Source organism: Ottowia thiooxydans (assembly GCF_040548795.1).
Classification (GTDB): domain Bacteria; phylum Pseudomonadota; class Gammaproteobacteria; order Burkholderiales; family Burkholderiaceae_C; genus Ottowia; species Ottowia thiooxydans_A.
Genome location: NZ_JBEPSH010000001.1, coordinates 335,780 through 362,718 on the forward strand (window position 1 = coordinate 335,780; position 26,939 = coordinate 362,718).

General features: G+C 58.7%; 20 protein-coding genes. 10 read left to right on the forward strand and 10 right to left on the reverse strand.

Annotation, left to right across the window (positions count from 1 at the left end):
- Window positions 1-91: 91 nt before the first annotated feature.
- From ABIE13_RS01535 to dapC, 8 genes are all read right to left on the reverse strand, one after another.
- Window positions 92-2,272 carry an ABC-F family ATP-binding cassette domain-containing protein gene (locus ABIE13_RS01535; protein WP_354440532.1) on the reverse strand — a complete coding sequence of 727 codons (2,181 nt, stop codon included), beginning with the start codon at window positions 2,270-2,272 and terminating at the stop codon, window positions 92-94.
- Window positions 2,269-2,790: a GNAT family N-acetyltransferase gene (locus ABIE13_RS01540; RefSeq protein WP_354440534.1), complete on the reverse strand. Its 522-nt coding sequence runs from the start codon at window positions 2,788-2,790 to the stop codon at window positions 2,269-2,271. Before ABIE13_RS01540 ends, ABIE13_RS01535 begins: the two co-directional genes overlap by 4 nt.
- Window positions 2,787-5,540 carry a DUF7657 domain-containing protein gene (locus tag ABIE13_RS01545; protein WP_354440535.1) on the reverse strand — a complete coding sequence of 918 codons (2,754 nt, stop codon included), beginning with the start codon at window positions 5,538-5,540 and terminating at the stop codon, window positions 2,787-2,789. The genes ABIE13_RS01540 and ABIE13_RS01545 overlap by 4 nt, the downstream gene beginning before the upstream one ends.
- A gap of 85 nt (window positions 5,541-5,625) precedes the next feature.
- Entirely contained in the window at window positions 5,626-6,486 is an 861-nt protein-coding gene (prmB, locus tag ABIE13_RS01550; protein ID WP_354440537.1) for a 50S ribosomal protein L3 N(5)-glutamine methyltransferase, read from the reverse strand.
- A gap of 71 nt (window positions 6,487-6,557) precedes the next feature.
- Window positions 6,558-7,724: a succinyl-diaminopimelate desuccinylase gene (dapE, locus tag ABIE13_RS01555; protein ID WP_354440539.1), complete on the reverse strand. Its 1,167-nt coding sequence runs from the start codon at window positions 7,722-7,724 to the stop codon at window positions 6,558-6,560.
- Window positions 7,725-7,916: 192 nt separating this feature from the next.
- Window positions 7,917-9,191, reverse strand: coding sequence for a PilT/PilU family type 4a pilus ATPase (locus ABIE13_RS01560; RefSeq protein ID WP_354440541.1), 1,275 nt, complete (start codon window positions 9,189-9,191; stop codon window positions 7,917-7,919).
- A 95-nt stretch (window positions 9,192-9,286) separates the two neighbouring features.
- Window positions 9,287-10,120: a 2,3,4,5-tetrahydropyridine-2,6-dicarboxylate N-succinyltransferase gene (dapD, locus tag ABIE13_RS01565; protein WP_354440543.1), complete on the reverse strand. Its 834-nt coding sequence runs from the start codon at window positions 10,118-10,120 to the stop codon at window positions 9,287-9,289.
- A gap of 6 nt (window positions 10,121-10,126) precedes the next feature.
- Complete coding sequence (gene dapC, locus ABIE13_RS01570) at window positions 10,127-11,329, reverse strand: succinyldiaminopimelate transaminase (protein WP_354440545.1); 1,203 nt, start codon at window positions 11,327-11,329, stop codon at window positions 10,127-10,129.
- A gap of 232 nt (window positions 11,330-11,561) precedes the next feature.
- On the opposite strand from dapC, the gene smc reads away from it, so the two are divergent.
- The 5 genes from smc to def all read left to right on the forward strand — a co-directional run bounded on the left by smc (window position 11,562) and on the right by def (window position 19,804).
- Window positions 11,562-15,080: a chromosome segregation protein SMC gene (gene smc / locus ABIE13_RS01575; protein WP_354440547.1), complete on the forward strand. Its 3,519-nt coding sequence runs from the start codon at window positions 11,562-11,564 to the stop codon at window positions 15,078-15,080.
- Window positions 15,077-16,150, forward strand: a complete 1,074-nt coding sequence (locus ABIE13_RS01580; protein WP_354440548.1) for a cell division protein ZipA C-terminal FtsZ-binding domain-containing protein — start codon at window positions 15,077-15,079, stop codon at window positions 16,148-16,150. The genes smc and ABIE13_RS01580 overlap by 4 nt, the downstream gene beginning before the upstream one ends.
- 5 nt (window positions 16,151-16,155) lie before the next feature.
- Window positions 16,156-18,291, forward strand: a complete 2,136-nt coding sequence (gene ligA, locus ABIE13_RS01585; RefSeq protein WP_354440549.1) for an NAD-dependent DNA ligase LigA — start codon at window positions 16,156-16,158, stop codon at window positions 18,289-18,291.
- A gap of 420 nt (window positions 18,292-18,711) precedes the next feature.
- Entirely contained in the window at window positions 18,712-19,170 is a 459-nt protein-coding gene (locus ABIE13_RS01590) for a hypothetical protein (RefSeq protein WP_354440550.1), read from the forward strand.
- A 97-nt stretch (window positions 19,171-19,267) separates the two neighbouring features.
- Window positions 19,268-19,804, forward strand: a complete 537-nt coding sequence (gene def, locus ABIE13_RS01595; protein ID WP_354440552.1) for a peptide deformylase — start codon at window positions 19,268-19,270, stop codon at window positions 19,802-19,804.
- A 165-nt stretch (window positions 19,805-19,969) separates the two neighbouring features.
- Here the strand turns inward: def and ABIE13_RS01600 are convergent, their stop codons facing one another.
- Complete coding sequence (locus ABIE13_RS01600) at window positions 19,970-20,635, reverse strand: C40 family peptidase (RefSeq protein WP_354440553.1); 666 nt, start codon at window positions 20,633-20,635, stop codon at window positions 19,970-19,972.
- 248 nt (window positions 20,636-20,883) lie between these two features.
- Between ABIE13_RS01600 and ABIE13_RS01605 the strand changes: the two genes are divergently transcribed.
- Window positions 20,884-22,017: a PQQ-dependent sugar dehydrogenase gene (locus tag ABIE13_RS01605; protein WP_354440554.1), complete on the forward strand. Its 1,134-nt coding sequence runs from the start codon at window positions 20,884-20,886 to the stop codon at window positions 22,015-22,017.
- An 82-nt stretch (window positions 22,018-22,099) separates the two neighbouring features.
- Here the strand turns inward: ABIE13_RS01605 and ABIE13_RS01610 are convergent, their stop codons facing one another.
- A complete protein-coding gene (locus ABIE13_RS01610) occupies window positions 22,100-23,155 on the reverse strand; it encodes an extracellular solute-binding protein (RefSeq protein ID WP_354440556.1) in 1,056 nt (351 codons plus the stop codon).
- 163 nt (window positions 23,156-23,318) lie between these two features.
- On the opposite strand from ABIE13_RS01610, the gene ABIE13_RS01615 reads away from it, so the two are divergent.
- The 4 genes from ABIE13_RS01615 to ABIE13_RS01630 all read left to right on the forward strand — a co-directional run bounded on the left by ABIE13_RS01615 (window position 23,319) and on the right by ABIE13_RS01630 (window position 26,927).
- A complete protein-coding gene (locus ABIE13_RS01615; RefSeq protein WP_354440557.1) occupies window positions 23,319-23,684 on the forward strand; it encodes a DUF2304 domain-containing protein in 366 nt (121 codons plus the stop codon).
- A gap of 80 nt (window positions 23,685-23,764) precedes the next feature.
- On the forward strand, window positions 23,765-24,799 hold the full coding sequence (gmd, locus tag ABIE13_RS01620; RefSeq protein ID WP_354440559.1) for a GDP-mannose 4,6-dehydratase: 1,035 nt from the start codon (window positions 23,765-23,767) through the stop codon (window positions 24,797-24,799).
- Window positions 24,799-25,734, forward strand: coding sequence for an NAD-dependent epimerase/dehydratase family protein (locus tag ABIE13_RS01625; RefSeq protein ID WP_354440561.1), 936 nt, complete (start codon window positions 24,799-24,801; stop codon window positions 25,732-25,734). Before gmd ends, ABIE13_RS01625 begins: the two co-directional genes overlap by 1 nt.
- Window positions 25,656-26,927, forward strand: coding sequence for a glycosyltransferase family 4 protein (locus ABIE13_RS01630; protein ID WP_354440563.1), 1,272 nt, complete (start codon window positions 25,656-25,658; stop codon window positions 26,925-26,927). The genes ABIE13_RS01625 and ABIE13_RS01630 overlap by 79 nt, the downstream gene beginning before the upstream one ends.
- Window positions 26,928-26,939: the final 12 nt, after the last annotated feature.

Here is a 26,939-nt window from a genome sequence, read left to right on the forward strand (position 1 = left end):
CCCCGAATCACTACCCGCCGGCGGTCTGCAGCATTGATTTACTTGCAATTCAGGTCACTAGAAGTGATCAGGATCGTTGCAGCGGATGGTCCTAATCGGAGAGGGCGGCGTCCATCGATTTGATCTGATCGATGGATTCGCCCGCTGCCAGCCAGGATTCTTCTGCTTTGGTCAACGCGTCATCGATGGATTTCAGCCGCTTTCCAGCGTCGGCCAGTTCTGCGGGGGGGAGCGGGGTGCTCAATCGTGCTTCGAGTTCAGCTTTTTCTTTTTGCAACTGGCTCATGCGGGCTTCGGCATCGGCTTGCGCCTTGTTGTGGGGGCGTAACTGAGCAGCCAATGCCTGGCGGCGTTGTGCCGTTTGCTTGCGCCGCTCTGCGGCACCAACTGATGTCACTCCGGTCTCTGCGAGCTTTGGTTTTGTCTCAACGGGGACTTGGCTGTCCTCAAGCCGGTGGCTGGCTGGACTGGTAGACGCTACCGCGACCTCTTTCGCAGCTTCACGTAGACGTTTGGCTTCATCCAGAAGGTAACGCTGGTAGTCGTCCAAGTCGCCTTCAAAGTCGGAGATGTTGCCACGAGCTACGAGCCAGAATTCGTCGCACACACTGCGCAGCAAGGCCCGGTCATGGCTGACCAGCATGACGGTGCCCTCGAATTCGTTCAAGGCCACGGCCAGGGCCTCACGGGTGGCCAGGTCCAGGTGGTTGGTTGGTTCATCGAGCAGCAGCAGGTTAGGGCGTTGCCACACAATCATTGCCAGCACCAGGCGGGCTTTTTCTCCGCCGCTGAACTGGCCTACGGGTTGCAGCACCATCTCGCCTGGAAAACTGAATGTCCCCAGAAAGTTGCGCAGTTGCTGTTCTCGTGCCCCTTCGGCATTCGCTTGCCCGGTTTCGCGAGCCAATCGCACCATATGTTCGAGCGGCGTGTCTTGCGGCCTGAGCACATCCAGTTCCTGCTGCGCAAAGTAACCGATCGACAGGCCTTTGCCTTCGGTCAAAGTGCCGCCGAGCAAAGGCATGGCTCTCGCCACGGTTTTGACTAAAGTCGACTTGCCCTGGCCGTTGGCGCCCAAAATACCTATTCGCTGCCCCGCCAATACGGTGCGCGTGACGCCTTGCAGAATCAGGCGGTCGCCGGCTTCCAATTCAGGGGGAAGCTCTCCACGGGCAGCCAGTTCGGCATTCAGCAGTGCGCTTGTCGCGTATTCCGGAAGGTCGGGCAGAGCGCTCGCCTCGGCGCGGGCCGCCGCAACCTTGGCCGATGCCTCCGGAGCGCGGTAGCCGAAGGCCGCGTCTCGCATCGCCAGCATAGGATTCGGGAGGTTGGCAGGCTCCTTGAACTCGAACTGAAACTCCGCGTCTGCCAGTACCGGTGCGATTTTCTCCATGCGCTCCAGAGCCTTGACCCGGCTTTGCGCCTGGCGCGCTTTGGACGCCTTGGCCTTGAAGCGGTCAATGAACTTCTGAAGGTGGGCGACTTTTTCCTGTTGCTTGGAGAAGGCTGCCTGCTGCAAGCTCAGCTGTTGCGCCCGTAGCTCTTCAAACGAACTGTAATTGCCGCCATAGCGTGTCAGCCGAGCGTGTTCGATATGCAGCGTGACGCTGGTGACCGCATCCAGAAATTCCCGGTCGTGGCTGATCACGATCAGCGTGCCCGGGTAGCGGGCCAGCCAGGATTCCAGCCAGACCAGCGCGTCCAGATCCAAGTGGTTGGTGGGCTCATCCAGCAGCAGGAGGTCGCTGGGTGCCATCAGTGCCCGCGCCAATTGCAGGCGCATGCGCCAGCCACCGGAAAAGCTGTTGACAGGGCGATCAAGTTCGTCCACCTTGAAGCCCAGGCCGAGGATCAGGGCTTGAGCGCGTGAGGTGGCGTCATGGGCCCCCGCATCATGCAAATCACTGTGGGCTTGGCCGATAGCCATCCCTGCATCCAAGTCGAGGGGGTCTTCTGTGACCAGTCGTTCTGCTTCGGCCAGTTGGTCGCGCAACTCCATCAGGCGTGTGTCGCCAGAAAGCACGAAGTCCGTGGCGGTTTCTGTAGTCTCAGGCATGTTCTGAGCCACCTGTGCCAAGCGCCAGCCGGCGGGCATGTGGAAGTCGCCTCCGTCTTCGTTAAGCGTTCCGTTCAGAAGGCCAAAAAGAGTGGATTTGCCCGCCCCATTGCGCCCAATCAAGGCGACTTTTTCACCCGGGTGAATGGTGGCATTGGCACCATTGAGCAACACCTTGGCTCCACGGCGCAAGGTGAGATTTAACAGACTGATCATTCGAAAATAGAGGAATTTGACAACGCGCGGCCAAGAAAGAGCAGCGTCGGGTCGGGGTGGCTTTTGAAGGCCGGTATGGGTGCAAAACCCAGGGCGCGATAAAGCGCCAAGCTGGAGGAATTATCGGGCCAGACGGAAAGCCCGGCTTGCAGGTACCCATACGCACTGGCTGACCGCTGCATGGCGAGCACCAAAGATCGGCCATAACCGAGTCGGCGCCAGGCGGGAAGTACGTAAAAGCGCTTGAGTTCGCACAGGCTTTGCTCGCTGGTGGCTGCGAAGGCGCCGCAACCCACGGGCGTGCCTTCGACCAGGGCCAGAGCGGCGCCACCGCCGGCTGAGTTTGAGTACCGAGCAGGCAAATCTTTCAGGTCCGTCCAGATGGAGCTGCTCGCTGCCTGGCCCAGATCGTTGCTGGCGTAATGGCGAAGCAACTCTTCGAAGGCTTCCCACTCGGCCGCGTCGTTGACAGGTTGAATGGACAGTCTTGAGTCAGAAGAGGATGCCGCCGGACTCATCGCGGCGCAGCTAAGGGAAGGACATCGTAGACCAGCCATGCGCGATGCTGGCCTTTCAGTCGCAGGTTGGGGTTCGTCTGCAAAGCCAGGCCTGCAGCCAGGGGAGCCATGACCTTGTTCGCCCCGACCGTGGCGAAAGAGAAGCGGCTTGGATCGACCAATACCCTGACGACGTCCAGTTGCGGGGAGTCGATGGCTGTGACAGCGCCGTTGACTGGCGCAACCGGCACGAAGAGCAAGTGTTGATAACGGTTAACGACATCCTCTTCTTGAACGGATACACCCAAGCCTTTCCAAAGCGAAGTTTGCGGGTAGTAATGAACGCCGCTGACCACCGGAATGCCGCCAGCCAGAAGCTCCATGGACCACATTGCACCCGGAGTCAGGACCAGAACTCTGGGCGCTTTCTCCAGAGGGTTGTCCTCTGTCAGGAGCTTTCGCAGCGGTTCCGCGATGGCTACACGATCAGGAGCAATGGACCACGGGTTGAACGTGGCGACCGAGGCAGCATAAATGGCAAGTGTGATGGCTATGGCACTTCCGACCCGGCCAATGAGTAGCCAGTACGCCATCAGGAGACCTGCTACGAGAAGCACAGCAGCAAGCACTGGATCAATAGATGCAGAGGATGCAGCTGAGGCGGCTTTCGGCGCCCCCCAGAATGCCACGGCGATCAAGACCCCGGCGAGCGCTGTAGTGATCCAGACTAAAGGCTTGGCAAGCGGCGCTCTGTCTGCTTGCGAGCCCGGAAGCAATGCGATGCCCAGAACGCACGCCAGTCCCAGGGCAATATCCAAACGGCTCGTAGGTACTCTGCTGAGTCCGGTCACTTCCGCGAGCCAAAGCGGGAAACCTGTGATGACGTAGAGCAGCGCAACGACGACGAAGAAAGTCCACGCACGCCATATCCAGCGTTGAGGATCGCTTGCGCGCAGTCTCATGATCGACAAAGCCAGCAGCGGCACCAGAACGTAGAAATACGAAGCTGTTTCCGATGGGTTGGAGCCTGCGGGCGGTTTGAACGCCAAGGTTTCTGCATTGGCATAACCGCGGAGCAAGTCTAGAAATCCACCCCCTCCAGTGAGTGCGGCGCGTTGCCCAGGGTAGACGGTTGCTTGTATGGCCTCGACGGCCGCTCTGGCGTCAATCCACCAGGCCCACAGCAAAGCGATCGTGATAGCGACTGCCAACGCCAAGGCGCCAAGGCTATGTTTGTCTATGCGCAAGCTGCCGCGTTGGTTCACGGCGTATCCAATGAGAAAGAGCGAACAGAAGATAGCGAGTGGGATCTGCCAAGGCGGATACAGGGTCAGCGCAAATCCTGCTGTCAGACAACCGAGGGCCACCGCGGAAATCCATAGCTTGAGCTTGCTGGCCAGGTCGTTTTCACCTGATGTGGGCTTGAAGATGAAAATGAGGAGTGCCAGCGCCCCGCATGCGAGACCCACTAGATAGAGTGGCCAGAAAGACCATCCTGCCGCGTAAGGTGCGATACAGAACATGGCCGCCAGGGCCAGATTTCGTCCTCGAGTCAAGGGCGTAAGCAAGTTCAGAAGGCAATAGAGCGCAATCAGGCAACCAAAAATGGGAAGCTGCCACTGGAATGCCAACGCCTGTTTCAGAGGAAGGAAAAAGTACCCCCAAGTAGCCGGCTTGGCTAGAGTGCTCCAATGCGACACAGGCGCTCCCGACATGCCTATGATCAACATGTTCTGACCGTCTGGCCCCAGGTTTTGGTTGACCACGGGAAACGGTGGCCAGTGGTTGACCTGTGCGAGCACATTTGAAGTCAGGACCATCCATTCGTCCGAGCGGATGCTTTTGGGAGAAAATGCCAGCGGCTTGACGCTGCTTTCACGGTCAAAAATCAAATGTTCCGCAGGTGAGTTGGCTCGACCAACCAAATGCCCCATCGAGGAGCCCGTCACCCCCGCCAATACAAGTGCAGCGAACAGCACTAAAAGCGTGGCCACGGGTGCGGCCGGATAACGAAATGCCAGCTCGGAGATGTTTCTCAAGCCAACCGAGCGGTGGAATGAGAAGCAGAAGACCAATGTCACCACCAGAAATAGCGAAATGAACACGGCATAGCGTGCTCCTTTGGGCTGAGCTGCCGGGCCCGCTTGCGCGGATGCTCTCTCTGCGTCCGGTGTTGCGACGGTCGATCTGGGGGCTGTGGCTTGGCCTTCAGTGGCCGAAGAGACCGGCGCGGCCGCGTTCGGGGTTCTGGGGTCGGTGATTGCGGTGGCCGGGGCAGTGGCTGAAGTCGGTGATTGTCCTGTCCGGGAGGGAGGCGTGCCTGTGGGTGCCGCTGCGACCGCCCGCTGAGCGATTTCAATGTTAAGTGCGGCACCAGCCACCTTGCCGTTCACCTCAACTTGAATGACGAGTTGTTGTGGCCCGCTGGGAAGGGGCGTGTCCCACGTCGCCATGGCCTCGTAACCCAGTTGTTGGTTGGAGATTTTCCAGTGCTTCGCGACGTCAGGGCGGCTTTCGGCTTTCCAGTCCATCTTGTCGGCTTTGATTCCTCCCGAGGAGACGGCGACACCGCCAGGGCCTTTCTGAGCTGAAGGGTCAACGGCCCATCCCTTCACGCGAATCTGCCTTCCGTCTGGAGAAACGGCGACGCCATCTACGAATAGCGTCGGTTCTGGGGCGGCTTGAGCCGCAGGGCCTTGCGCCATGGCTGTCGGTAGCAGTCCAGAAACACTAACCAGCAAGCAAAGGAAAAACTTCAGGAAGCCAGTCATTTGCAAGTTTCTCCAGGGAATTGACATTTTTCTCATATTGGGCAACGAGTTACGGGGCAGGACACTCCCTTGGGCTACCTTTGCCCTACTGTGGGGCCAACAGAAGCACTTGGTCGCCTCCCGCGCTGGTGTCTATCCAGACTGGCTGGAGATCAGGGAAGGCGGCTTCAAAGTGCTCTCGCTCGTTTCCGATTTCCAGCACCAGTACCCCGGATTTGCTCAAGTACCGGGGCGCGGCGGCCAGCATGTTTCGTATGAAATCCATACCGTCTGCACCCCCAGCCAAAGCCAGCGATGGTTCAGCGCGAAACTCTGCAGGCAGGGCATCCATGCTGTTCTGGTTGACGTAGGGTGGGTTGCAGAGAATCAGATCGTAGGCCCCCTGGCACTTCGTGAATCCGTCGCTCTCGATCAGGCGGATGCGCTCAGACAGACCATGTTCGTCAACGTTGATGCGCGCGACCGCGAGCGCATCGGCGCTGATGTCCACGGCATCTACACTGATTTCTGGCCAGGCCATGGCCGCGAGTACCGCAAGACTGCCGTTGCCCGTACACAAGTCCAGCACGCGGTGGGTGTCTGCCGCAAGCCAGGGGTCAATACTTCCATCTGCAATGGCCTCGGCGATGAGGCTGCGGGGCACAATGGTGCGTTCATCCACGTAAAACGGAATGCCCTGAAGCCAGGCTTGGCCGGTGAGATAGGCCAGGGGTTTGTGCGTAGAGATGCGCCGTTGAAGCAGAGATTCCGCCTTCGCCTGATTCTCGGGTGATACAAGCTGGTCACCGACTACCGCGTCGTCCAGATCGGAGTCGAGTGGCAGACCCAGCGCGTGCAGTACCAGCCACACGGCCTCATCACGGGCATTGTCCGTGCCGTGGCCAAAATGCACCTGCGCCTGGGTCAGGCGACGCTCGGTTTCTTCTATGAGATCAACTAGTTTCATGGTCTTGCAAGTGCGCTGAGGGACGAGCTTCGTTCAAGCAGTAGCCTCAATGCCTTCGGCGCTTTGTCTTTCTAGCTCAGATTTTCGAGTACGCGGAGATAGATATTTTTCAGCGGTTCGATGTCCGAGATCTGAATATGCTCGTCTATCTTGTGGATGGTCGCGTTGGGCGGTCCCAGCTCAATGACTTCCGGGCACAGCGTTGCAATGAAGCGGCCGTCGCTGGTGCCACCGGTGGTGGACAGCTCGGTCTCCAAACCGGTTTCGGTGCGAATAGCGGCTTGAACGGCCTGGACCAACGTACCGGGTGTGGTCAGAAACGGGCGGCCGCCCAGAGTCCAGGCCAGTTCGTAGTCAAGGCCGTGCTTTTTCAGTATGGCCTCCAATCGTTGCTGCAGCGACTCAGGTGTCGACTCTGTGCAAAAGCGGAAATTGAAATCCACCACGGCAGCTCCGGGAATGATGTTGCTCGCACCTGTGCCGGAATGAATGTTGCTGACCTGCCAGCTGGTGGGCGGGAAGAATTCATTGCCTCGGTCCCACTCGATGGAGACCAGCTCGGCAAGTGCAGGCGCCAACTGATGCACGGGATTGCGCGCAAGCTGCGGATAGGCGATATGCCCTTGAATGCCTTTGACCGTGAGCTTTCCGCTCATGGTGCCGCGACGGCCGTTCTTGATCATGTCGCCGGTTTGCCTGACGGACGTAGGCTCGCCCACAATGCACCACTCAAAGCCTTCACCCCGCGCGCGCAGGTGTTCTATGACCACGGTGGTGCCATCCAGCGCCGGACCTTCTTCGTCGCTGGTCAAAAGCAAGGCAATGTTCAGGGGCGCTTCCGGCTGGGCGGCGATGAACTCTTCTGCGGCAACCACAAATGCTGCAATCGAGGTTTTCATGTCGCTGGCGCCGCGCCCGTACAGCTTGCCATCACGCTCTGTGGGCACAAAAGGCGGGCTTGACCACTCACCCAGTGGGCCGGTAGGCACGACGTCGGTATGCCCCGCAAAGACCAGGGTAGGCAAGGTTTGCGCGGTTTGCACTGCGCTTGCTGGAACCCTTTTGGCCCAGAGGTTGCGCACTCGAAATTCCGCTGGTCCGCTGTCAATCACTTCGCATCGGAACCCGACGGCAGCCAATCGCTGGCTAAGCAGGTCGATACAGCCGGCATCTTCCGGGGTGACGGATGGACGGGCGATCAGCGCCTCGGCAAGCGTGCGGGTGGGGGAGTGAGTCATATGATCTTGCTAGTTTTCAAACGTGATTACCTGCCCAGGGGCCGGCCGGTCCTTCCAGAGCGGGCGGTGGTGCCTGAACACAGGCATGGCCAATGTCTTCGATTGGAAAAGCCTCAGCACTGTCGAGGACCTGAAAGCTGGATGCCACACACCGGTACTCTATGCGCTAACTTGTGCGCAGAGGCCTCATCTCTATCCCAGACGGGAGGCAATGACGCTACCTGAGCCGGAATTCTCAAAATCCGAGCCTCGGAGTGAATGGCCGCTAAGTCCCGACTTGCTGAAAGCGCTGGAATCGTCGTCACCAGGCCGCACGTCCAGTGTGATCTCTGTGAACGAAGGCTCGTCACTGGGGTGTTCTTCTTCGCGCGGCTTGTCGGGAGATCGCAGTGCATCGTTCTGGAGGCGCCACATGAGGTTGGTGGGCGAATCCGCATGGGCAAGGCCTTCCTTGCGGTCAATGATGCCGTCGTTGATCAAGCGCGCCAGGGCCTCCTCGAAGGTTTGCGACCCTTCTGCCATGGAGTTGACCATGGCTTCCTTGACCCCGGAGAAGTCTCCCTTTTCGATCAGGTCAGCAACCAGTTTGGTATTGAGCATGACCTCCACGGCGGGGACGCGCCCACCGCTCTGGGTGCGCACGAGTCTTTGCGACACCACTGCTTTGAGAGAAGCCGCCAAGTCGCCCAGCAAAGTGGGGCGTACCTCCACGGGATAGAAGCTCAACACCCTGTTGAGTGCTTGATAACTGTTGTTGGCGTGCAGAGTAGACAGGCAAAGGTGGCCGGATTGCGCGTACGAGATGGCCGCAGACATGGTTTCGCGATCCCGGATTTCGCCAATCATGATCACGTCGGGCGCCTGTCGCAGGGCGTTTTTCAGCGCGACATGCATGGTGGACGTATCTCCACCCACTTCGCGCTGGTTGATCAGCGACTTGCGGTTGGTGAAGATGAATTCCATCGGATCCTCGATGGTCAGGATGTGACCGGAGGCATTTCTGTTGCGCTGGTCCAGCATGGATGCCAGGGTGGTCGATTTGCCCGCACCGGTGGCTCCCACCATCAAGATAAGTCCACGCTTTTCCATCACCAGTTGGCTGAGGATGGAAGGCAGATTGAGCGTCTCCAGCGCAGGAATATCCGGGCTGATAAACCGCAGGACCGCCGCATAGGTGCCGCGCTGGCGCATGGCGGATAGCCGGAAGTTGCCCACGCCCTGCACGGGAATGGCCATGTTCAGCTCGCCAGTTTCCTTCAGCTCTTCAATCCGGTTGGGCGCGACGACATCCATCAGGAGGTTCAAGACCGCTTCGGGCGGGAGAACCTGGCTATTGATGGGCATGTGCTGCCCGTTGATCTTGATGGTGGCAGGCGCATTCGCCGACAGATAGACGTCGGAAGCCTTTTTTTCCGCCATGAGGCGAAGAATGCGCTCCATCATGGTGCTGGGTGCCTGCGGTTGCATGGATCGCATCCTCTGGTGGTGGGGGGCTTGCCTCGAATACGCTGAACTGCCAATCTACCTGACTGTCAGCTTATCTGTCAGTCAGGCCAGTGAGGTCAGTCACGCAGCAGGTCGTTCAAGCTGGTCTTGGAGCGCGTCTGGGCATCGACCGTCTTCACGATGATGGCGGCATAGGTGCTGTAAGCCGTACCGTTTTTCGAGGTTTTGGGCAGATTCCCGCTGATGACCACGCTGCCGGCGGGCACGCGGCCGTAGCTGATCTCACCCGTGTCGCGGTTGAAAATCGGAGTGCTCTGGCCGATGTACACGCCCATGCCGAGGACCGAGTTTTCTTCGACGATGACACCTTCGACCACTTCGGAGCGTGCGCCAATGAAGCAGTTGTCTTCAATGATGGTCGGGTTGGCTTGCAATGGCTCCAGCACACCGCCCAGGCCTACACCGCCGGACAGGTGAACGTTCTTGCCAACTTGTGCGCACGAGCCTACCGTGGCCCAGGTGTCGACCATGGTGCCTTCGCCCACATAGGCGCCGATGTTGACGTAGCTGGGCATCAAGATGGCGCCAGTTGCAATGAAGCTTCCGCGGCGCGCGACGGCGGGGGGCACGACGCGAACGCCAGATGCTTTCATGCCCTCAGCGTCCAGATGGGCGAATTTGGTCTTGACCTTGTCGAAAAAGCCCAGGTCGCCCGCCTTCATCAGTTCGTTGTCATAGAGGCGGAAAGACAGCAGTACGGCTTTCTTGATCCACTGGTGCACAGTCCACTGACCGACGCCAGAGCGGGTGGCCACCCGAAGGCGCCCGCCATTCAGGTCTTCGATGACCTGCTCGACAGCGTCTGCCACTTCCTTGGGGCAGGAGGAGGGGGACAGGCTGGCGCGGTTTTCCCAGGCGTCATCGATAATTTTTTGCAATTGTTCGCTCATGATTTTTCAGGTGTTGGAATGGATGAACTTGACGATGCGCTCCGCCGCTTCGACACATTCAGCGGTCTCGGCCACGAGCGCCATACGAACGCGCCCCCGGCCAGGATTGGAGCCTGCGGCCTCGCGAGCCAGATAGCTCCCGGGCAAAACCGTCACATTGTATTGAGCCAGAAGCTCCCGGGCGAAACGAGTGTCGTCTTCCCATTGAGCAGGCACCCCGGCCCATAGATAAAACCCGGCATCAGGAAGTCGGACGTCCATGACTTTTTCGAGCATGGGCGCGGCCAGTGCAAATTTTTCGCGGTAAAGCCGGCGGTTTTCGACCACGTGCGCCTCATCGTTCCACGCGGCTATGCTGGCAGTCTGAACCGCAGGGCTCATGGCGCTGCCGTGGTAGGTGCGGTAGAGCAGGAACGGCTTGATCAACGCCGCGTCGCCCGCTACGAAGCCCGAGCGCATACCGGGCACGTTGCTTCGCTTGGAAAGGCTGGTCAGCATGATCAGGTTCTTGAAATCGGTCCGGCCGAGTTTCAGTGCGGCTTCCAGTCCGCCAAGGGGCGCTTCCTCGCGGAAGTAGATCTCGCTATAGCATTCGTCCGAGGCGATGACAAAACCATGCTTGTCGGAAAGCTCGAACAGCATTTGCCATTCCGGCAAGGGCATGACTGCCCCTGTAGGGTTGCCGGGTGAACAAACAAAAACAAGTTGCGTGCGCTCCCAGACGCTTGCCGGAACCTGGTCCCAGCGAGGCGCGAAGTTTCGGGCCGGGTCGCTAGGCACGTAATGTGGAGAGGCGCCTGCCAGGAAGGCTGCGCCTTCGTAGATCTGATAGAACGGGTTGGGGCAGACCACGACTGCGTCAGGTCGTGACGAGTCCACCACGGTCTGCGCCAGTGCAAACAAGGCTTCGCGTGAACCCAGCACGGGCAGGATTTGCGTGGCAGGGCTCACCTCCACGTCATAGCGTCGTTTCAGCCAGGCCGCGCAGGCTTCGCGCAGTTGCGGGTCGCCACCGGTAGGCGGATACCCGGTGAGACCACTGTCAAGCGATCCAGCCAGGGCTTGTTTGATGAAATCGGGTGTGGCATGGCGGGGCTCGCCAATGCCCAGGCTAATGGGCCGATAGTCCGGATTGGGCGTCACGTCAGCAAACAACTGGCGCAGCCGTTCAAATGGGTAGGGCTGAAGCTTGGAGAGCAGGGGGTTCATAGTGGGCATTATCCGTCCCCCGGGGGCGTACTTTTCTTGTGATTGATGCCCAATCACCAGCATCGGCTGAGTATTTGTCCGCGATTTCCCCCTTGAAGCTCCGGATTCCGGCGCCCCCCGGTCTCATATGGCACGATAATCGCCTCTTTCGCGCCAATTCCGGTGCCGCGCGTCGTTGGCGCCCGCATATGGGATTGGCTCAGATACGCCTTCATCTGAGAATCGGCTTTCCGTGCGTCTTAACTCGATCAAGCTTTCCGGATTCAAGTCCTTCGCTGAACCCACCAATTTCATGCTGCCCGGGCAATTGGTCGGCGTGGTGGGGCCTAATGGCTGCGGCAAGTCCAACATCATGGATGCTGTGCGGTGGGTGCTGGGCGAGTCCAAAGCCAGCGAACTGCGCGGTGAGTCCATGCAGGACGTGATTTTCAGCGGCACCACCACCCGCAAGCAAGCCAGCCGAGCGTCGGTTGAGCTGGTTTTTGACAATGCGGACCACCGCGCGGGCGGCCAGTGGTCGCAGTTCACCGAAATCTCGGTCAAGCGTGTGCTCACGCGTGACGGCAACAGCAGCTACTACATCAATAACCAGCCGGTACGCCGCCGTGACGTTCAGGACGTGTTTCTGGGCACTGGCCTGGGCCCGCGCGCCTATGCCATCATCGGCCAGGGCACCATCAGCCGCATCATTGAGTCGCGCCCCGAAGAACTCCGTCTCTTCCTGGAAGAGGCGGCGGGCGTCAGCAAGTACAAGGAACGCCGGCGCGAGACCGAAAACCGCCTCTCGGACACCCGCGAAAACCTGACCCGGGTTGAAGACATCCTGCGCGAACTCAACAACAACCTGGAGAGGCTGGAAAAACAGGCAGAAGTTGCGCAGCAGTATCAGGGCCTGCAAGCCACGGCAGCGCTCAAGCAAAATCAGTTGTGGTTTCTCAAGCGCAGCGAGGCAGACGAAGGCCAGGGGCGCCTGAAGGCCGAAACCGACAAAGCTGTGAACGACCTGGAGTCACGTGTGGCCGACCTGCGCCACATTGAAGCCGATCTTGAAACCATCCGTCAGGCGCACTATGCCGCTGGCGACCATGTGAACCAGGCCCAGGGGCTCCTGTATGAAGCTACGGCCGAAGTGGGCAAGCTTGAAGCCGAGATCCGCTTCGTGGTGGAAGGGCGCCAACGCGCGGAAACCCGGCTCACGCAGCTGAAAGAGCAGGTCGCTCAGTGGCTCTTGCGCAAAGAAGAGGCTGAACTGGAGATCGAGACATTGGCTGAGCAAACCGTGGAGGCGGAAGACCGTGCCATCACGCTCGCAGCTCAGGTAGAAGAGCAGCAGCAGGCCTTGCCTGATCTTGAAGATGCGCTCCGGCAATCACAATCCAAGGCGGCTGAACAACGCGCAGCCGTTGGGCAAGTCCAGCAACAGATTCAGGTGCTGGCGGCAGACCAGCGGCACATTGAGGAGCAGTCCCGCCAGTTGGGCTCTCGCCGGGAGCGCCTGGCGGCTGACCGCAATGCGCTTGCTGCTCCAGATGAGGCTCGCCTCATCGATCTGCAAACCCAGCTGGCTACCGCCCAGGAAGCCGCAGAGATCACTGAAGCTCGCCTGCATGAACTGCAGGAAAGCGTACCTCAGCTCGATGAGGACCGCCGGGCACGGCAGCAGGCCGTGAACTCGGAAGGCGCCAAGCAGGCGGACTTCTCTGCGCGGCTGGAAGCACTCAAAGCATTGCAAGAGAAAGTTCGGACGGACGGCAAGCTCAAGCCATGGCTGACCAAGCACGGACTTGAGGGTCTTTCGGGTCTGTGGAGCCGTATTCACATCGAATCCGGGTGGGAGAACGCGCTGGAGTCCGCGCTGCGCGAGCGCATGGCCGCCTTGGAAGTCAGCCGTCTGGACATCGTGCGTGCCTTCGCAAGTGACGCGCCACCGGCCAAGCTGACCTTCTACAGCTCCCCGGAAGCTTCGCTTCCCCCCAAAGCCAGCCAGTTTTCCCGACTGGCCGATTTGCTGAGGTTGAACGACGCCGGGTTGACCGCCCTGCTTGAGAGTTGGCTGACCGGCTGCTACACGGCCGACTCGCTCGAAGAAGCTTTGGCTGTGCGGGATCAATTGCAGGCCGGCGAACTGCTCTTTACCCGATCTGGTCATGCGGTCAGCCGACATGCGGTCAGCTTTTACGCGCCTGATTCTGAGCAGGCAGGTCTTCTGGCCCGGGCTCAGGAGATCGAAAACCTTGAGAAGCTGCAGCGCGCGCAGACGCTCATCAGTGAAGAAGCACGCAATGCGTTGATCAAGGCAGAAGCGTCTTACAGCGACGCATCACAGCGCCTGGCCGCCACGCGTCGAGAGGAAGCAGAGGCACGGCAACGTGCGCACGAACTGCAAGTGGAGACCTTGCGTCTTTCCCAGCTGGCCGAGCAAACCCGTGCGCGCAGCGAGCAGATTGCCGGTGACCTGGCAGAAATTGACGCTCAGTCCGAGGAATTGCAGGAGCGCCGGATCACCGCTGAAGCACGGTTCGAAGAGCTGGATATGCAATTGGCGGACACCCAGGAACGCCATGCTCAGCTCGATGAACGGGTGATGGAAGCCGAACGGCGGTTGAATGAAGCACGGGAGCAGCAGCGCAGCCTCGAGCGACAAGCACAGGAGTCTGGCTTTGCTCAGCGGGCACTGGAATCTCGGCGGGCTGAACTGGCGCGAACGATCGATACCGCGACCGGCCAGGCTGCAGGCATTGAAACTGAGCGAGAGCGGGCACAAGAGGAATTGACTCGCCTGAACGATGCTGCTGCCCAAGCCGGATTGCAAGCCGCGCTCAGCCTGAAGATGGACAGGGAGCAGGCGTTGGGCGCCAAACGCAGCACCTACGACGACTTGACAGCCAAGTTGCGTGCGAGCGATGAACGCCGACTCTCGCTGGAGCGTGAACTCGACCCGCTTCGCCAGCGCATCACGGACCTTCAACTGAAAGAACAAGCCGCCCGCCTGGGCACTGAGCAGTATGCGCAGTTGTTGGCCGACGCGCAGGCCGATCTGGCCTTGGTTCAGCAATCCATCCTGGAAGGCAATGTCAAACTGTCAGGACTGCAAAGCGAAATCGACCGTTTGCATCGCGAGATCCAGTCACTGGGGGCTGTGAACCTGGCAGCACTTGAGGAACTGACCGCAGCGCGTGAGCGCAAGCAGTTCCTTGACGCGCAGTCGGCTGACCTCACAGACGCCATGAACACGCTGGAAGACGCCATCAAGAAAATTGACGGCGAAACGCGTGACCTGCTGGGCAATACCTTCAACACCGTCAATGAGCATTTTGGTCGCATGTTCCCTGAACTGTTCGGGGGTGGGAATGCCAAGCTGATGATGACGGGCGAGGAAATTCTGGATTCTGGCGTGCAGGTCATGGCGCAGCCACCAGGCAAGAAAAACCAGACTATTCACCTGCTCTCAGGGGGCGAGAAAGCTCTGACGGCCATTGCTCTGGTGTTTGCGATATTCCAGCTCAACCCTGCGCCGTTCTGCTTGCTGGATGAGGTTGACGCGCCTTTGGATGACGCCAATACGGAGCGATATGCCAAGTTGGTGACCAAAATGAGCGGGCAGGGCACGCAGTTTCTATTCATCAGCCACAACAAGATCGCCATGGAGATGGCGAAGCAACTCATTGGTGTGACCATGCAGGAGCAAGGCGTCTCGCGAATCGTCGCGGTAGATATGGAAAGTGCAGTCGGAATGATGGAGGCCGCATGAGTTCATTGCAAGTTGGCCTGGCCGTTGCAGGTGGCCTTATTCTCGGCGGCGTCATCGCCTACAACACCTGGGCTTCTCGCCGGAATACGCCTCGGCAAGCTGTGCCTGAAAACAGGCCCGTGTCACCACAGGATCGTTCGGATCCCACAGGTGAGCCAGGCATGGCTCATCCGGACCGGGTCGAGCCAGCGTTTGACCCCACTGGAGCGCTTCCGCCGCTGGGCCCGTTGCCCGTGCCTGAAAAACGTCCACGGCTTGATGCGCTCATAGACGTCATTACTCCGGTCGCGCTGGATGGCAAAGTTGTCTCAGGCGATGCCGCATTGGCTGCCTTGCCACATACACGCAGGGTGGGTAGCAAACCATTCGCGGTGGAAGGTTTGAACGAACAAAGCCGTGATTGGGAGTTCCCGGTTGCTGGCCAGCGCTACACCGCATTGCAGGCCGGCGTGCAGTTGGCGAATCGGACCGGAGCGCTCAATGAAATCGAGTTCTCAGAGTACGTCATGAAGACCCAGGCTTTCGCTGATTCGGTCGGTGGGGCGCCTGATTTTCCGGAAATGCTCGATGAAGTGGCGCGTGGGCGGGAACTGGATCAGTTTGCCGGCGGACACGACGCGCAGTTGGGATTCATGTTGCGTGCCCGCGGCGCTGCCTGGAGCCCGGGTTTTGTTCAGCAACAGGCCTCCAAGCTGGGCTTTGTGGCGGGGGTTATTCCCGGACGCATGGTCTTGCCCTCCAGCGAGCCTGGACTCCCATCCATCCTGGGTCTCAGTTTTGATCCCCAGGCTGCTCTCTCGGAAGATCCTACCCAGTCGGCCGTGACCGAGGTGGCGCTCAGCCTGGATGTGCCCCAAGTACACCGAAACGAGCAACCTTTTGCACGTCTGCGAGATGCCGCCTTTGCTTTGGCCGAGGCCATGGACGGGGTGATTACGGACGACGCGGGCCACCCGTTGCGTCCTGAGATGATAGAGACCATAGGCAGCGACTTGCAGCACCTGTATGACACCCTGGATGCGCACGATCTCGCTGCCGGCTCCGCGCAGGCGCGGCGCCTGTTCAGTTAAACACGATGAATCCCAGTACCGAAGCGGAACGCTTGCGAGCCGCGTTGAATCAAGCCGCCCACCAGTACTACACTCTGGATGCCCCGGAGATTCCTGACGCGGAATACGACAAGCTATTTCAGCAACTGCAGGCCCTTGAAGCTGCGCACCCCGAGCTGCTTACGCCTGATTCACCCACTCAGAGGGTAGGCGCAGGCGTACTGGCAGGGTTCTCGCCCGTCCGGCACCGTGTGCCCATGCTGAGTATTCGCACCGAGACCGACACCACTGCGGCAGGAGCGCAAGCTTTCGATGCCCGTATCAGACGCGAATTGAAAGCTGGGGCTGACGCTCCCGCAGTAGCTTATGTCGCTGAGCCGAAATTCGATGGCCTGGCCATCAATCTTCGCTATGAAGATGGCTTGCTTGTGCAAGCGGCCACGCGTGGCGATGGTGAGGTTGGGGAAGATGTCACGCAGAACATACGCACTATCGGACAGATCCCGTTGCGTCTGATCCAGACCGTACCAACTGTACAAACCTCCGCTGGACAATTGGCTTTGCTAGAGGACGACGAAGCCGCGACAGCACGTGGCCAGTGGCCGATCCCGGCAGTCCTGGAGGTGCGCGGCGAGGTGTACATGCGCCGAGATGCTTTCGACGCCCTTAACCTTAGGCAGCGCGAGAAAATAGCGGCCGGCGACAAAGCTGCGAAGACCTTCATCAACCCACGCAACACGGCCGCAGGGGCTGTTCGTCAGTTGGATCCAGGCATAGCACGTCAGCGTCCCTTGAGCTTTTATGCCTATGGCCTGGGTGAGATTTCCCCCGCTAACGAAGGCGGCCCGGATTTCTCCACGCACTGGCAAGTGCTTCAGGCTTTGAAGGCCTGGGGCTTTCCGGTCTCTCCCTTGATTGAACAGGCACGTGGCGCTGAGGATTTGGTGAGCTACCACCAGAAAATCGCCGGCGCGCGCGATGAATTGCCCTTTGACATAGACGGTGTGGTCTATAAAGTCGACAGCCTTGACCTGCAAAGAAGACTGGGCTTTGTCAGCCGTGAACCGCGTTGGGCTGTGGCGCACAAGTATCCAGCGCAAGAACAGTTGACCACTGTGCAAGCCATCGACATACAGGTCGGTCGCACAGGAAAACTCACTCCAGTAGCCAAACTCGCTCCGGTGTTCGTTGGCGGCGTCACCGTTACCAACGCCACTTTGCACAATGAACTGGAAGCCCGCCGCAAGGATGTGCGCGTGGGCGACACCGTGATCGTGCGCCGTGCGGGAGACGTCATTCCGGAAGTGGTGGCTGTACTTGCAGATAAGCGGGCCCCTGGGGCCGCAGAGTTCACCATGCCTGCTACTTGCCCAGTATGCGGCAGTGAAGTCGTTCGAGAGGAAGGTGAGGCTGATCACCGCTGTACAGGAGGCCTCTTCTGCGCGGCGCAGCGCAAGGAAGCCATGCTGCACTTTGCCAGCCGGCGGGCCATGGATATCGAAGGGCTGGGAGACAAGCTGGTGGAGCAGTTGGTGGAAAGTGGCGCGGTCAAGACGCTGCCTGACCTTTACAAGCTGGGGGTGGTATCTCTCGCCGCCCTGGACCGGATGGCGCAAAAATCCGCACAGAACATTGTGGACGCGCTGCAAAAGTCCAAGAACACCAACCTGGGCCGATTTTTGTTTGCCTTGGGCATACGGCATGTGGGTGAAACTACCGCCAAGGACCTGGCCAGACACTTTGGCAACCTGGACGCCATCATGAGCGCGAGCACGGACCAGCTGCTGCAGGTGCCTGATGTAGGTCCCATCGTTGCCACCAGCGTCCACACTTTCTTCGAGCAAGCTCACAACCGCGAAGTGGTGGAGCAATTGCGCGCTGCCGGCATCAAGTGGGAGGAGGGGGCGCCTTCATCGGCTGCCATGCGGCCATTGGCAGGCAAGACCTTTGTGCTGACCGGAACCTTTCCTACCCTCAGCCGCGAGCAGGCCAAGGAAATGCTCGAAGCTGCCGGCGCCAAAGTGGCAGGCAGCGTCAGCAAGAAGACCCACTACGTCGTGGCGGGTGCGGAGGCTGGCAGCAAACTCGATAAGGCGAGGGAACTTGGACTTAACATTCTTGACGAAGCTGAGATGCTCGCTTTGCTGGTAGATAAAACTTAAGTTCTCAACTAATGGCTTGAATCTGTCAATCACGCGGCTCGAGAATCGTCGCCGGCCTCATTTGAACTCTCTGTTCCTTTGAGGATCTGATGAGAGCAAGGACCCAGTCTTTACACGTCTGTGACAAGAAAGGTGTGGCCCGGACCCTCGACTGGCGCGTTTTATTATTAAGGAATGTGTTCAACTTTCACGAGGAAGGTCAGGCCGATGGCTGGGTTGCAGTACAAGGCAGATCGTGTTGCCGTACCCGCGCGACTGTGATGAAAGCCAACGCATTCATCGATCCTGTCATCGGAAATGTGCCGTGTTGGAGGTTTGAACACGCTTAGATGACTGATGGCGCCCGCATGACATGCGTGGCGATGATTGGGTCAATGGGAGCGCGCGGTACGCCACAACCCGCATACAGAAGGAGCTTTTATGTCCATCCGGATTTTTCCAGTCTTGCGCCGAATTGCGTATGTCGTCGCAGCGGGCGGTGCTGTGTTGTTAAGCGGTTGTGCGGTCGTACCTGCAGACTCCTACGTGGTGGGCACTCCCGTGGTGACTTCCGCGACCTACTACGGCGCCCCCACTTACTACCCGGCGCCCTACTACGGAGGTGTCTATGGTGGCCCCGTTTATGCCGCGCCTCCGGTGTCCATTGGCATTTGGGGCAACTACAGGGGCGGACGGCATCATGGATGGCATGATGGGCACAGGGGCGGACGGCCTCATTTCAACCAGCCTCCTCGAGGAGGTGGGCATCATTTCCGACCCCCACCGGGCGGAGGTGGCGGGCACCACGCAGGCCCACGCCCACCGGGCTGGAGCGGGGGAGGTGGCGGGCCCAGGCCGCCGCGGGGCCCAGGCTCGGGTGGCGGCTTTCGAGGTCGCTGAACGCGGTTTTCTGAGTGCCGTACTCCGCGATGTGGCTGCGCAAGTCTTGCAAGTCCGACAGGCTCCTAGACCCGGTCTTTGGCACTAGCATATAGGGATGGCTATTCATCCCATCCTGAAAATGGGCGATCGCCGCTTGCTGCGCGTCGCCCAACCTGTGGTCAATTTCGACAGTGACGAGTTACATGCGCTCGTACATGACCTCATAGACACCATGCACGCCGCCAATGGTGCGGGCTTGGCTGCGCCGCAAATCGGTGTAGACCTGCAATTGGTTATCTTCGGAACGGGAGCACCCAATCCACGCTATCCTGACGCGCCCTTGGTTCCCCGCACCGTGCTTTGCAACCCTGTCATCACACCGCTTTCTGCGGAACAAGAGGACGACTGGGAAGGCTGTCTCTCGGTCCCTGGGCTTCGCGGCATGGTACCTCGGTGGAAAAAGATCAGGTATACCGGCTTTGACCCTTATGGCGATCCTATTGACCGGGAGGCATCGGATTTTCATGCACGCGTGGTGCAGCATGAGTGCGACCATCTGGTCGGAAAACTTTATCCGATGCGAATGAAAGACTTCAGGCTATTCGGATTCACCGACGTAATGTTCCCGGGCCTTGACGCTTCAGACGACTAAGGCGGGTGAGCATGCCCTGGACACACAGGCGCTGCTTTCGTCCGCCAGCGTCAGGGCTTGAATGCTGTTCTAGAGGCGGCCTGGAGCTTGACGAACGAGGTTTTTAAAGCCCTGGAAGTCAGTGCAGCAGGCTTCTTGGCGGCCATCCCCACTTGGCACCCTTGATCAAATGCCTTGGCCGAGTGCGGTTTTTGTCTCTAGCTGCGTAGCAGGCACGGAGGGCTGGGAGAAAGTGCCGCCCAAACGATAACTACGTGGAGCAACCGATTCGCGGGTGGTCACACGGGATGTGCTGATTTGCTCCTGAGGCGCAGCGTCGAGAACGCGCCTTGCGCCATTGAAACGCTTTTCCCAGTAACTGACCTTCATGCTTTCTACGCGAACATGGGCGCCAGTGCGGGGTGCATGGATGAATTTGCCGTCGCCCACGTAAATGCCTACGTGGCTGTATGCGCGCCGCATGGTGTTGAAAAACACCAAATCTCCGGGCTGTAGTTCAGCCTTTTCGATCTGCTCCGTGGCTGCTGCTTGCTCTTCCGCACGTCGGGGGAGAATCATGCCCACTGTCTGTTGATACATGGCGCGAACGAAGCCGCTGCAGTCAAACCCGGTATCAGCGGAGTTGCCCCCTTTACGGTAAGGTACGCCAACAGCGTCCATTGCATTGACTACCAAGTCGGCAGCACGGTTCGTAGCGTGCTGAATGGAGTCACCAAGACGGGCTACCAAGCCTTTTTGATGCAAGAGTTTGTCGATTTCGTCTTGTGCGGGTGCCGCTTGGGCGGCATTGGCGGCAGCGAGGGCGATGATGACGGCAAACAGTTTGCTCATGCTCATGTATGCGAATGTACGAATTAGGTTGAGCAGAAAATGCAAAAAAAGCTACCACCACACGGCGGGAACTCCTGCCTGCAAAATCTGATCGGTCGTTTATGGATTGGCAGTTCCAAGCACCCGAGGATGCTGGTCCAGGAAGAATTCCCCCCGAAACCCGCCGCGCAACACTTCGAAACCACGTACATACCTGATTTCGAGCCGAGCGCCTAGTGTAGGACAAGTTCTACGTCAATTGTCATCATATGCAAGCTTATTTATCTGTATTTTTTTCTGCAGCCTTGGCATTGGCGTCCTCTACGCTCCAAGCGCAGCCTTCTGCGGGCGTCAAACCTGAGACAGTGGCCAAGGGGCTTCAGAATCCTTGGGCGTTGGCATTCCTGCCCGAAGGGCGTTTTCTGGTCACCGAGCGGCCTGGACGTCTGCGGGTGGTAGAGGGCGACGGGCGCGTGCAACCCCCGGTCACTGGCCTGCCAGATATTGCCGCGGGCGGCCAAGGCGGGCTGCTGGATGTGGTGACGGACCCGGAGTTCGCAAAGAACCGAACCATCTATTTCTGTTTTTCGGAGCCAGGACCGGGCACGACCAATAGCACGGCTTTGGCCCGTGCGAGGCTTTCAGACGATCTGAAGCAACTCGAAGAGATGAAGGTTATTTTCAGCCAAAAACCCAAGGTCAGCAGCAGCGCGCACTTTGGTTGCCGCATCGTCTTTCGAGAGGTCAAGGGACAGGGTGACGGCACCCTGTTTCTGACCCTGGGTGACCGTTTTTCGAGGAAAGAGGACGCACAGAAGCTGGACAACCATATAGGGAAAGTAGTGCGCATCGGCAAGGACGGCTCGGTGCCCAAGGACAACCCTTTCGTTTCCAGGCCCGGCGCATTGCCGGAGATCTGGAGTTACGGCCACCGGAACGCCCAAGGCGCCACGTTGGCACCTGATGGCACCTTCTGGATGCACGAACACGGGCCGCAAGGTGGCGACGAGATCAACGTACCGCAGGCTGGAAAGAACTACGGTTGGCCGGTAATTACCTATGGCGAGAACTATGGCGGCGGCAAGATCGGGGACGGCCTGACCGCCAAGGCTGGCTTGGAACAACCTCTGCACCATTGGACGCCCTCTATCGCAACCTCTGGCATGGCGTTTCTTACGAGTGACCGTTACGGACCCGCATGGAAGGGGAATCTCTTCATTGGATCACTGAAATTCCAATACCTTGACCGAATTGAGATCAAGGGCAACAAGGTCGTGGCTGAACACAAGTTGTTGGAAGATGTGGGGCAGCGTATACGCGATGTACGCCAAGGGCCTGATGGGCTTCTGTATGTAGTGACAGACAGCCCGAGCGGCAGGCTTATAAGAATAACGCCTCCTTGATAGAGCCCGGCGTTTCCGGGAATCATCAAAGAGGCGTCTGTATGTTCGCCGGGCTATGGTTTCCCGGCAACTGGCTGGAGGATTACTTGAAGCCGACGCGATCGAGCATCTGCTGAACCTTGACCTGGTTTGCACCCACTGCACTGATAGGGATGGTTTCAGTCTTGAATGGCTTGCCAGCCGTCATCGATTTCAGGGCAGGGTTGTCAAAAGTCACGCTGGAGGCTGCTGGCCACTCGTTGTTGCCATTGGCAAAATGATTCTGTGCGAGAGGGCTGGCCAGGAATTCGAGGAATTTGACCGCGCCTGGAACATTCTTGGAATAGCGAGCCACAGCACCGCCGGCCACGTTCACGTGAGTGCCCCAGCTGGATTGGTTGGGGAACACCACGCCCACGCGCTCTGCCACAGCGCGGTCATCCGGTGAGTTGGACCGAATCAGGCGGGCCAGGTAGTAGCTGTTGGTAACGGCCACGCCGCATTCGCCTGACGCAACGCCTTTGATCTGGTCAGTATCGCCACCTTTGGGCGCGCGCGCCATGTTGGACACCATGCCCTTGAGCCAGGCTTCTGTCTTTTCAGGACCCATATGTTCCAATACAGCGCCAAAGAGGCTCAGGTTGTAAGGGTGCGACCCGGAGCGGATGCACAGTTTGCCCTTGTTGACTGGGTCGGCCAGCTTTTCATAAGTGTCCACGTCTTCCCGCTTGACCTTGGTCTTGTCGTAGACGATGACACGTGCGCGCGTTGAGAACCCGAACCACGGAGTGCCTTCCGCGACGGCAGTGGCTCGCAACCCGGTGGGAATTCTGGCTTCCAGCGGCTCGGATTTGATGGGCAGGAACAGGCCGTCTTGCTCGCCGCGCCAGAGGCGTGCAGCATCCACAAGCAAAATGACATCGGCAGGGGATGCGGATCCTTCTGCTTTCAAGCGAGCGATGATGCCCGCATCATCTGCATCCACCCGATTGATTTTGAGACCCGTCAGCTTGGTGAAGCTGGCGTACAGGGCATCGTCTGACGAGTAGTGCCGTGCAGAATAGAGATTGATGGCCGGTTCCTGCGCCTGAACGGCTCCGGCACACATAACGGCGAGAGTGGTGGCAGCCGCCGCAGTAAGCACCAGTCGTTTTTTCATGTGGAGTAGATCCTTGAGGGTGATAAGTCAGTTTGCTTCCATAATAACGCAAACAGCAATCATTCTTATCAGCATGGGTCGCCTGAGGCCACCTTCCATTTTGCTGAAACAGTGACCCCCTACAATCGATACTTAACGAAAAGGAGCGGGCTGTCGCCAAGCCATGGGGAATCTTCAAACTACGACACTGTTGCTTGGAATAGGGCTGGCGCTACTGATTCTGTATTTGGTACGCAGAGATCACTTGCATTGGCCTCACGGCCTATTCTGGATGCTCGTGGCAATCGCTGCTGCAATGTTCGGTATTTGGCCGCGGCTGATAGATCAGTTGGCACTCTGGGTGGGTGTGGTCTATCCGCCCGCTTTCCTGTTTTTGTGCGTGGGGGTCATTCTGTTCGTCAAGGCGTTGCACGCGGATATGGTGAACACACGCATGGAGCGGCAGTTGCGGCGCCTCAATCAGGTGGTTTCCTTGTTGGCTGCCGAAAATGCCAAAGGGCCAGCCTCGTCGGGCACAGGCCAAACGTAGAACACCTTCTCAGGTCGAGCTGCGACTGAAGTGCGCAGACCGAAACCTGTACTAATTTCATCTGAGGACGAGGAAAAGATTTGAAAAAGACGGTTGTGACCGGCATCACCGGTCAGGATGGCGCGTATCTTTCAGAGTTGTTGCTGAATAAGGGGTATGAGGTGTATGGCACCTTCAGACGAACCAGTTCAGTGAATTTCTGGCGCCTCGAGGAATTGGGTATTCATAACCACCCGAATTTGCACCTTGTCGAGTACGACCTGACGGATCTGTCTTCCAGTATTCGCCTGCTGCAAAAAAGTGGCGCTGTGGAAGTCTATAACCTGGCCGCCCAAAGCTATGTGGGCGTGTCCTTTGAGCAGCCGGTCACTACGGCAGAGATCACCGGCATTGGTGCGGTCAATCTGCTGGAGGCGATTCGTATCGTGAATCCAAAGATTCGCTTCTACCAAGCCAGCACCTCTGAGATGTTCGGGAAGGTGCAGGCCATTCCGCAGTCGGAGTCGACTCCCTTCTACCCTCGAAGCCCCTACGGCGTAGCCAAGCTGTACGCGCACTGGATGACGGTGAACTACCGTGAAAGCTATGGCATCTTTGGTGCCAGCGGCATCCTTTTCAACCACGAAAGTCCCTTGCGTGGCCGTGAATTCGTGACCCGCAAGATCACGGACTCCGTTGCCAAAATCAAACTCGGCATGCAAGACGTACTGGAGCTGGGCAACCTGGATGCCAAGCGGGACTGGGGTTTTGCCAAGGACTACGTCGAAGGCATGTGGAGCATGCTGCAGGTGGATGAGCCGGACACCTTTGTGCTGGCCACTGGACGGACTGAAACGGTGCGAGATTTCGTGAAACTGGCGTTCAGCGCCGTGGATATTCCCATCGAATTCAATGGGCAGGCAGAGCACGAGTCGGCAGTCGACGCGCGTACGGGCAAGACCTTGGTCACGGTCAACCCCAAGTTTTACCGCCCTGCTGAAGTGGAGTTGCTGATTGGCGATGCCACGAAGGCGCAAGAAAAGTTGCACTGGACACCGAAGACCAATCTGGAATCGCTTTGCCAGATGATGGTTGAAGCTGATCTGCGTCGAAATACCGCCGGGCTTTCGTACTGATGAACGCCAGAAGGGTGCTTGTTACAGGCGCTACCGGGTTTACCGGGGGCCATTTGGTGGACGAACTCTCCAGCTGTGGTTGGGAAGTCTGGCGTTTGGCGGAGCATCCAGACAGCAATGGCAGCTTGTCCACTGATTCAAGCCGCATGCTTGTGGCCGATTTGAATGATGCGTCCGCAATGCGTGATGCAGTGGCCCGCGCCCAACCGAATGCTGTGGTTCACCTGGCGGCGGTAGCCTATGTGGGGCATGGCAACGCAGCAGATTTTTATCGCGTGAATGTGATGGGAACCCACAGCCTGCTGCAAGCGCTTGCTGAACTGGCGGTGCCTCCCAGTTGCGTTCTGCTGGCCAGCAGTGCCAATGTGTATGGCAACGCTGCCAGCGGACAAATCGATGAATTGACCCCGCCTAACCCTGCCAATGATTATGCGGTCAGCAAACTGGCCATGGAATACATGGCCAGGCTCTGGCTGCCTCGCCTGCCCATTGTGATGACCAGGCCGTTCAATTACACGGGAGTAGGGCAGTCGAGCAGCTTTTTGGTGCCCAAGATTCTGGATCATTTCAGAAGACAGGCGCCGATCATCGAGTTGGGCAACCTGGATGTATGGCGCGATTTTTCTGATGTGCGAGCGGTGGTTCGGGCGTACAGGCTGCTGTTGGAAGCGGCACCTGCAGGTGGCGTATTCAATGTGGGTTCGGGCGCGACGCACTCGCTGCGCGAGATCGTTCAAATGGCGGAAGAATTAACCGGCCATCACCTCGAAATACAAGTGAACCCGGCTTTTGTTCGCGCCAATGAGGTTCGCACGCTGTGCGCGAACACGGCCCTGCTGCGCAAGACCATCGGAGAATGGATGCAGATTCCGCTTCGAGAGACTTTGCAGTGGATGCTTCAAAACCAGGGTCCCGCACCGCGGGCGCAGCCTTGAAGCCACTGAATCTGGTGGTGGCCAGTGATGCGCTGACGCCTCCGCTCACAGGCATTGGCCGATACGCATTCGAGCTGGTCAAGCGTCTGCAGGCTCGCCCGGATATTGATGAACTGCGTTTTTATTCCTTTGGCCGGTGGGTGGAGGATCCCATTGACCAGCTGGACATGGGGGATCATGTCAGGGAAGACTCTGAAGCAGCGAAGCTGAGCAATACCGGACGCAAGTCATGGAGGTCCACACTTTCGAAGATTCCGTGGCTGGTCAAGGCGTACCAACTGGCCGGGCCCTCTATCAACGCTCTGCGCTTGCAGTCCGTCAAAGGCGCTGTCTTTCATTCGCCCAATTATTTTGTCCCCAGGTTTCCGGGGCCTACGATCAGCACAACGCACGACCTATCCCACATGCGTTATCCAGAGTTTCATCCCGAAGCCAGGGTGAACTACATGAACGCCATGTTCCCCAAGACTTTGCGCACCGTGTCGCACATGATTACGGTTTCTCATTCGGTGCGGCAGCAGGTCATTGAGGATTTGGGCTGGCCCGAAGACCGTGTGACCGCCATTGGCTTGGGCACAGACCCGTGCTTCATGCCGCGGGGCACTGATGTGCTGTCCCCGCGTCTGGCAGCCTATGGACTGCGAGCAGGAGGCTACAGTCTCTTTGTGGGCACCATAGAAGGGCGCAAGAATGTGGACCGCCTGCTGTCGGCCTATGAGGCGCTTCCGGTAGCTATGCGCGAGGAATGGCCCCTGGTGCTTGTGGGCGACACGGGTTGGCGGTCAGATCAGACGCACGAGCGCATTCGTCGGGCAGAAGCCGCAGGTTGGCTCCGCTACCTGAAGTTCCTGCCTCAGGGTGACCTTCCTTATATCTACGCGGGTACCCGGCTTTTCATCTATCCGTCAATCTATGAGGGTTTCGGACTTCCGATCGCGGAAGCGATGTCCAGTGGCGTACCGGTGATTACATCCAAGGTGTCATCCATGCCCGAAGTAGCGGGAGGCGCCGCGCGACTCATTGATCCTCTGGATGTAGATGAACTTCATCAGGCTATCCTGGAGTCGCTGCAAGATGAGGATTGGCGTCATCAAGCCATAGCTGCCGGACTGGAGCGAGCGCGTGATTTCTCCTGGGACACCTGTGCGGACAGGACTGTGGAGGTCTACAAGCTCGTCACGGACAGATGGTGAGGCACCGGCGGC

Bases quoted from the DNA above. Each gene is read 5' to 3' on its own strand.
- ABIE13_RS01610 (WP_354440556.1), bottom strand. From the start codon at position 23,155: ATGAAAAAACGACTGGTGCTTACTGCGGCGGCTGCCACCACTCTCGCC.
- def (WP_354440552.1), top strand. From the start codon at position 19,268: ATGGCTATTCATCCCATCCTGAAAATGGGCGATCGCCGCTTGCTGCGC.
- ABIE13_RS01560 (WP_354440541.1), bottom strand. From the start codon at position 9,191: ATGCAACCGCAGGCACCCAGCACCATGATGGAGCGCATTCTTCGCCTC.
- prmB (WP_354440537.1), bottom strand. From the start codon at position 6,486: ATGAAACTAGTTGATCTCATAGAAGAAACCGAGCGTCGCCTGACCCAG.
- ABIE13_RS01590 (WP_354440550.1), top strand. From the start codon at position 18,712: ATGTCCATCCGGATTTTTCCAGTCTTGCGCCGAATTGCGTATGTCGTC.
- ABIE13_RS01580 (WP_354440548.1), top strand. From the start codon at position 15,077: ATGAGTTCATTGCAAGTTGGCCTGGCCGTTGCAGGTGGCCTTATTCTC.
- ligA (WP_354440549.1), top strand. From the start codon at position 16,156: ATGAATCCCAGTACCGAAGCGGAACGCTTGCGAGCCGCGTTGAATCAA.
- ABIE13_RS01540 (WP_354440534.1), bottom strand. From the start codon at position 2,790: ATGAGTCCGGCGGCATCCTCTTCTGACTCAAGACTGTCCATTCAACCT.
- dapD (WP_354440543.1), bottom strand. From the start codon at position 10,120: ATGAGCGAACAATTGCAAAAAATTATCGATGACGCCTGGGAAAACCGC.
- ABIE13_RS01600 (WP_354440553.1), bottom strand. From the start codon at position 20,635: ATGAGCAAACTGTTTGCCGTCATCATCGCCCTCGCTGCCGCCAATGCC.
- dapC (WP_354440545.1), bottom strand. From the start codon at position 11,329: ATGAACCCCCTGCTCTCCAAGCTTCAGCCCTACCCATTTGAACGGCTG.
- ABIE13_RS01535 (WP_354440532.1), bottom strand. From the start codon at position 2,272: ATGATCAGTCTGTTAAATCTCACCTTGCGCCGTGGAGCCAAGGTGTTG.
- ABIE13_RS01625 (WP_354440561.1), top strand. From the start codon at position 24,799: ATGAACGCCAGAAGGGTGCTTGTTACAGGCGCTACCGGGTTTACCGGG.
- dapE (WP_354440539.1), bottom strand. From the start codon at position 7,724: ATGACTCACTCCCCCACCCGCACGCTTGCCGAGGCGCTGATCGCCCGT.
- ABIE13_RS01545 (WP_354440535.1), bottom strand. From the start codon at position 5,540: ATGACTGGCTTCCTGAAGTTTTTCCTTTGCTTGCTGGTTAGTGTTTCT.
- ABIE13_RS01605 (WP_354440554.1), top strand. From the start codon at position 20,884: ATGCAAGCTTATTTATCTGTATTTTTTTCTGCAGCCTTGGCATTGGCG.
- ABIE13_RS01615 (WP_354440557.1), top strand. From the start codon at position 23,319: ATGGGGAATCTTCAAACTACGACACTGTTGCTTGGAATAGGGCTGGCG.
- ABIE13_RS01630 (WP_354440563.1), top strand. From the start codon at position 25,656: ATGGATGCAGATTCCGCTTCGAGAGACTTTGCAGTGGATGCTTCAAAA.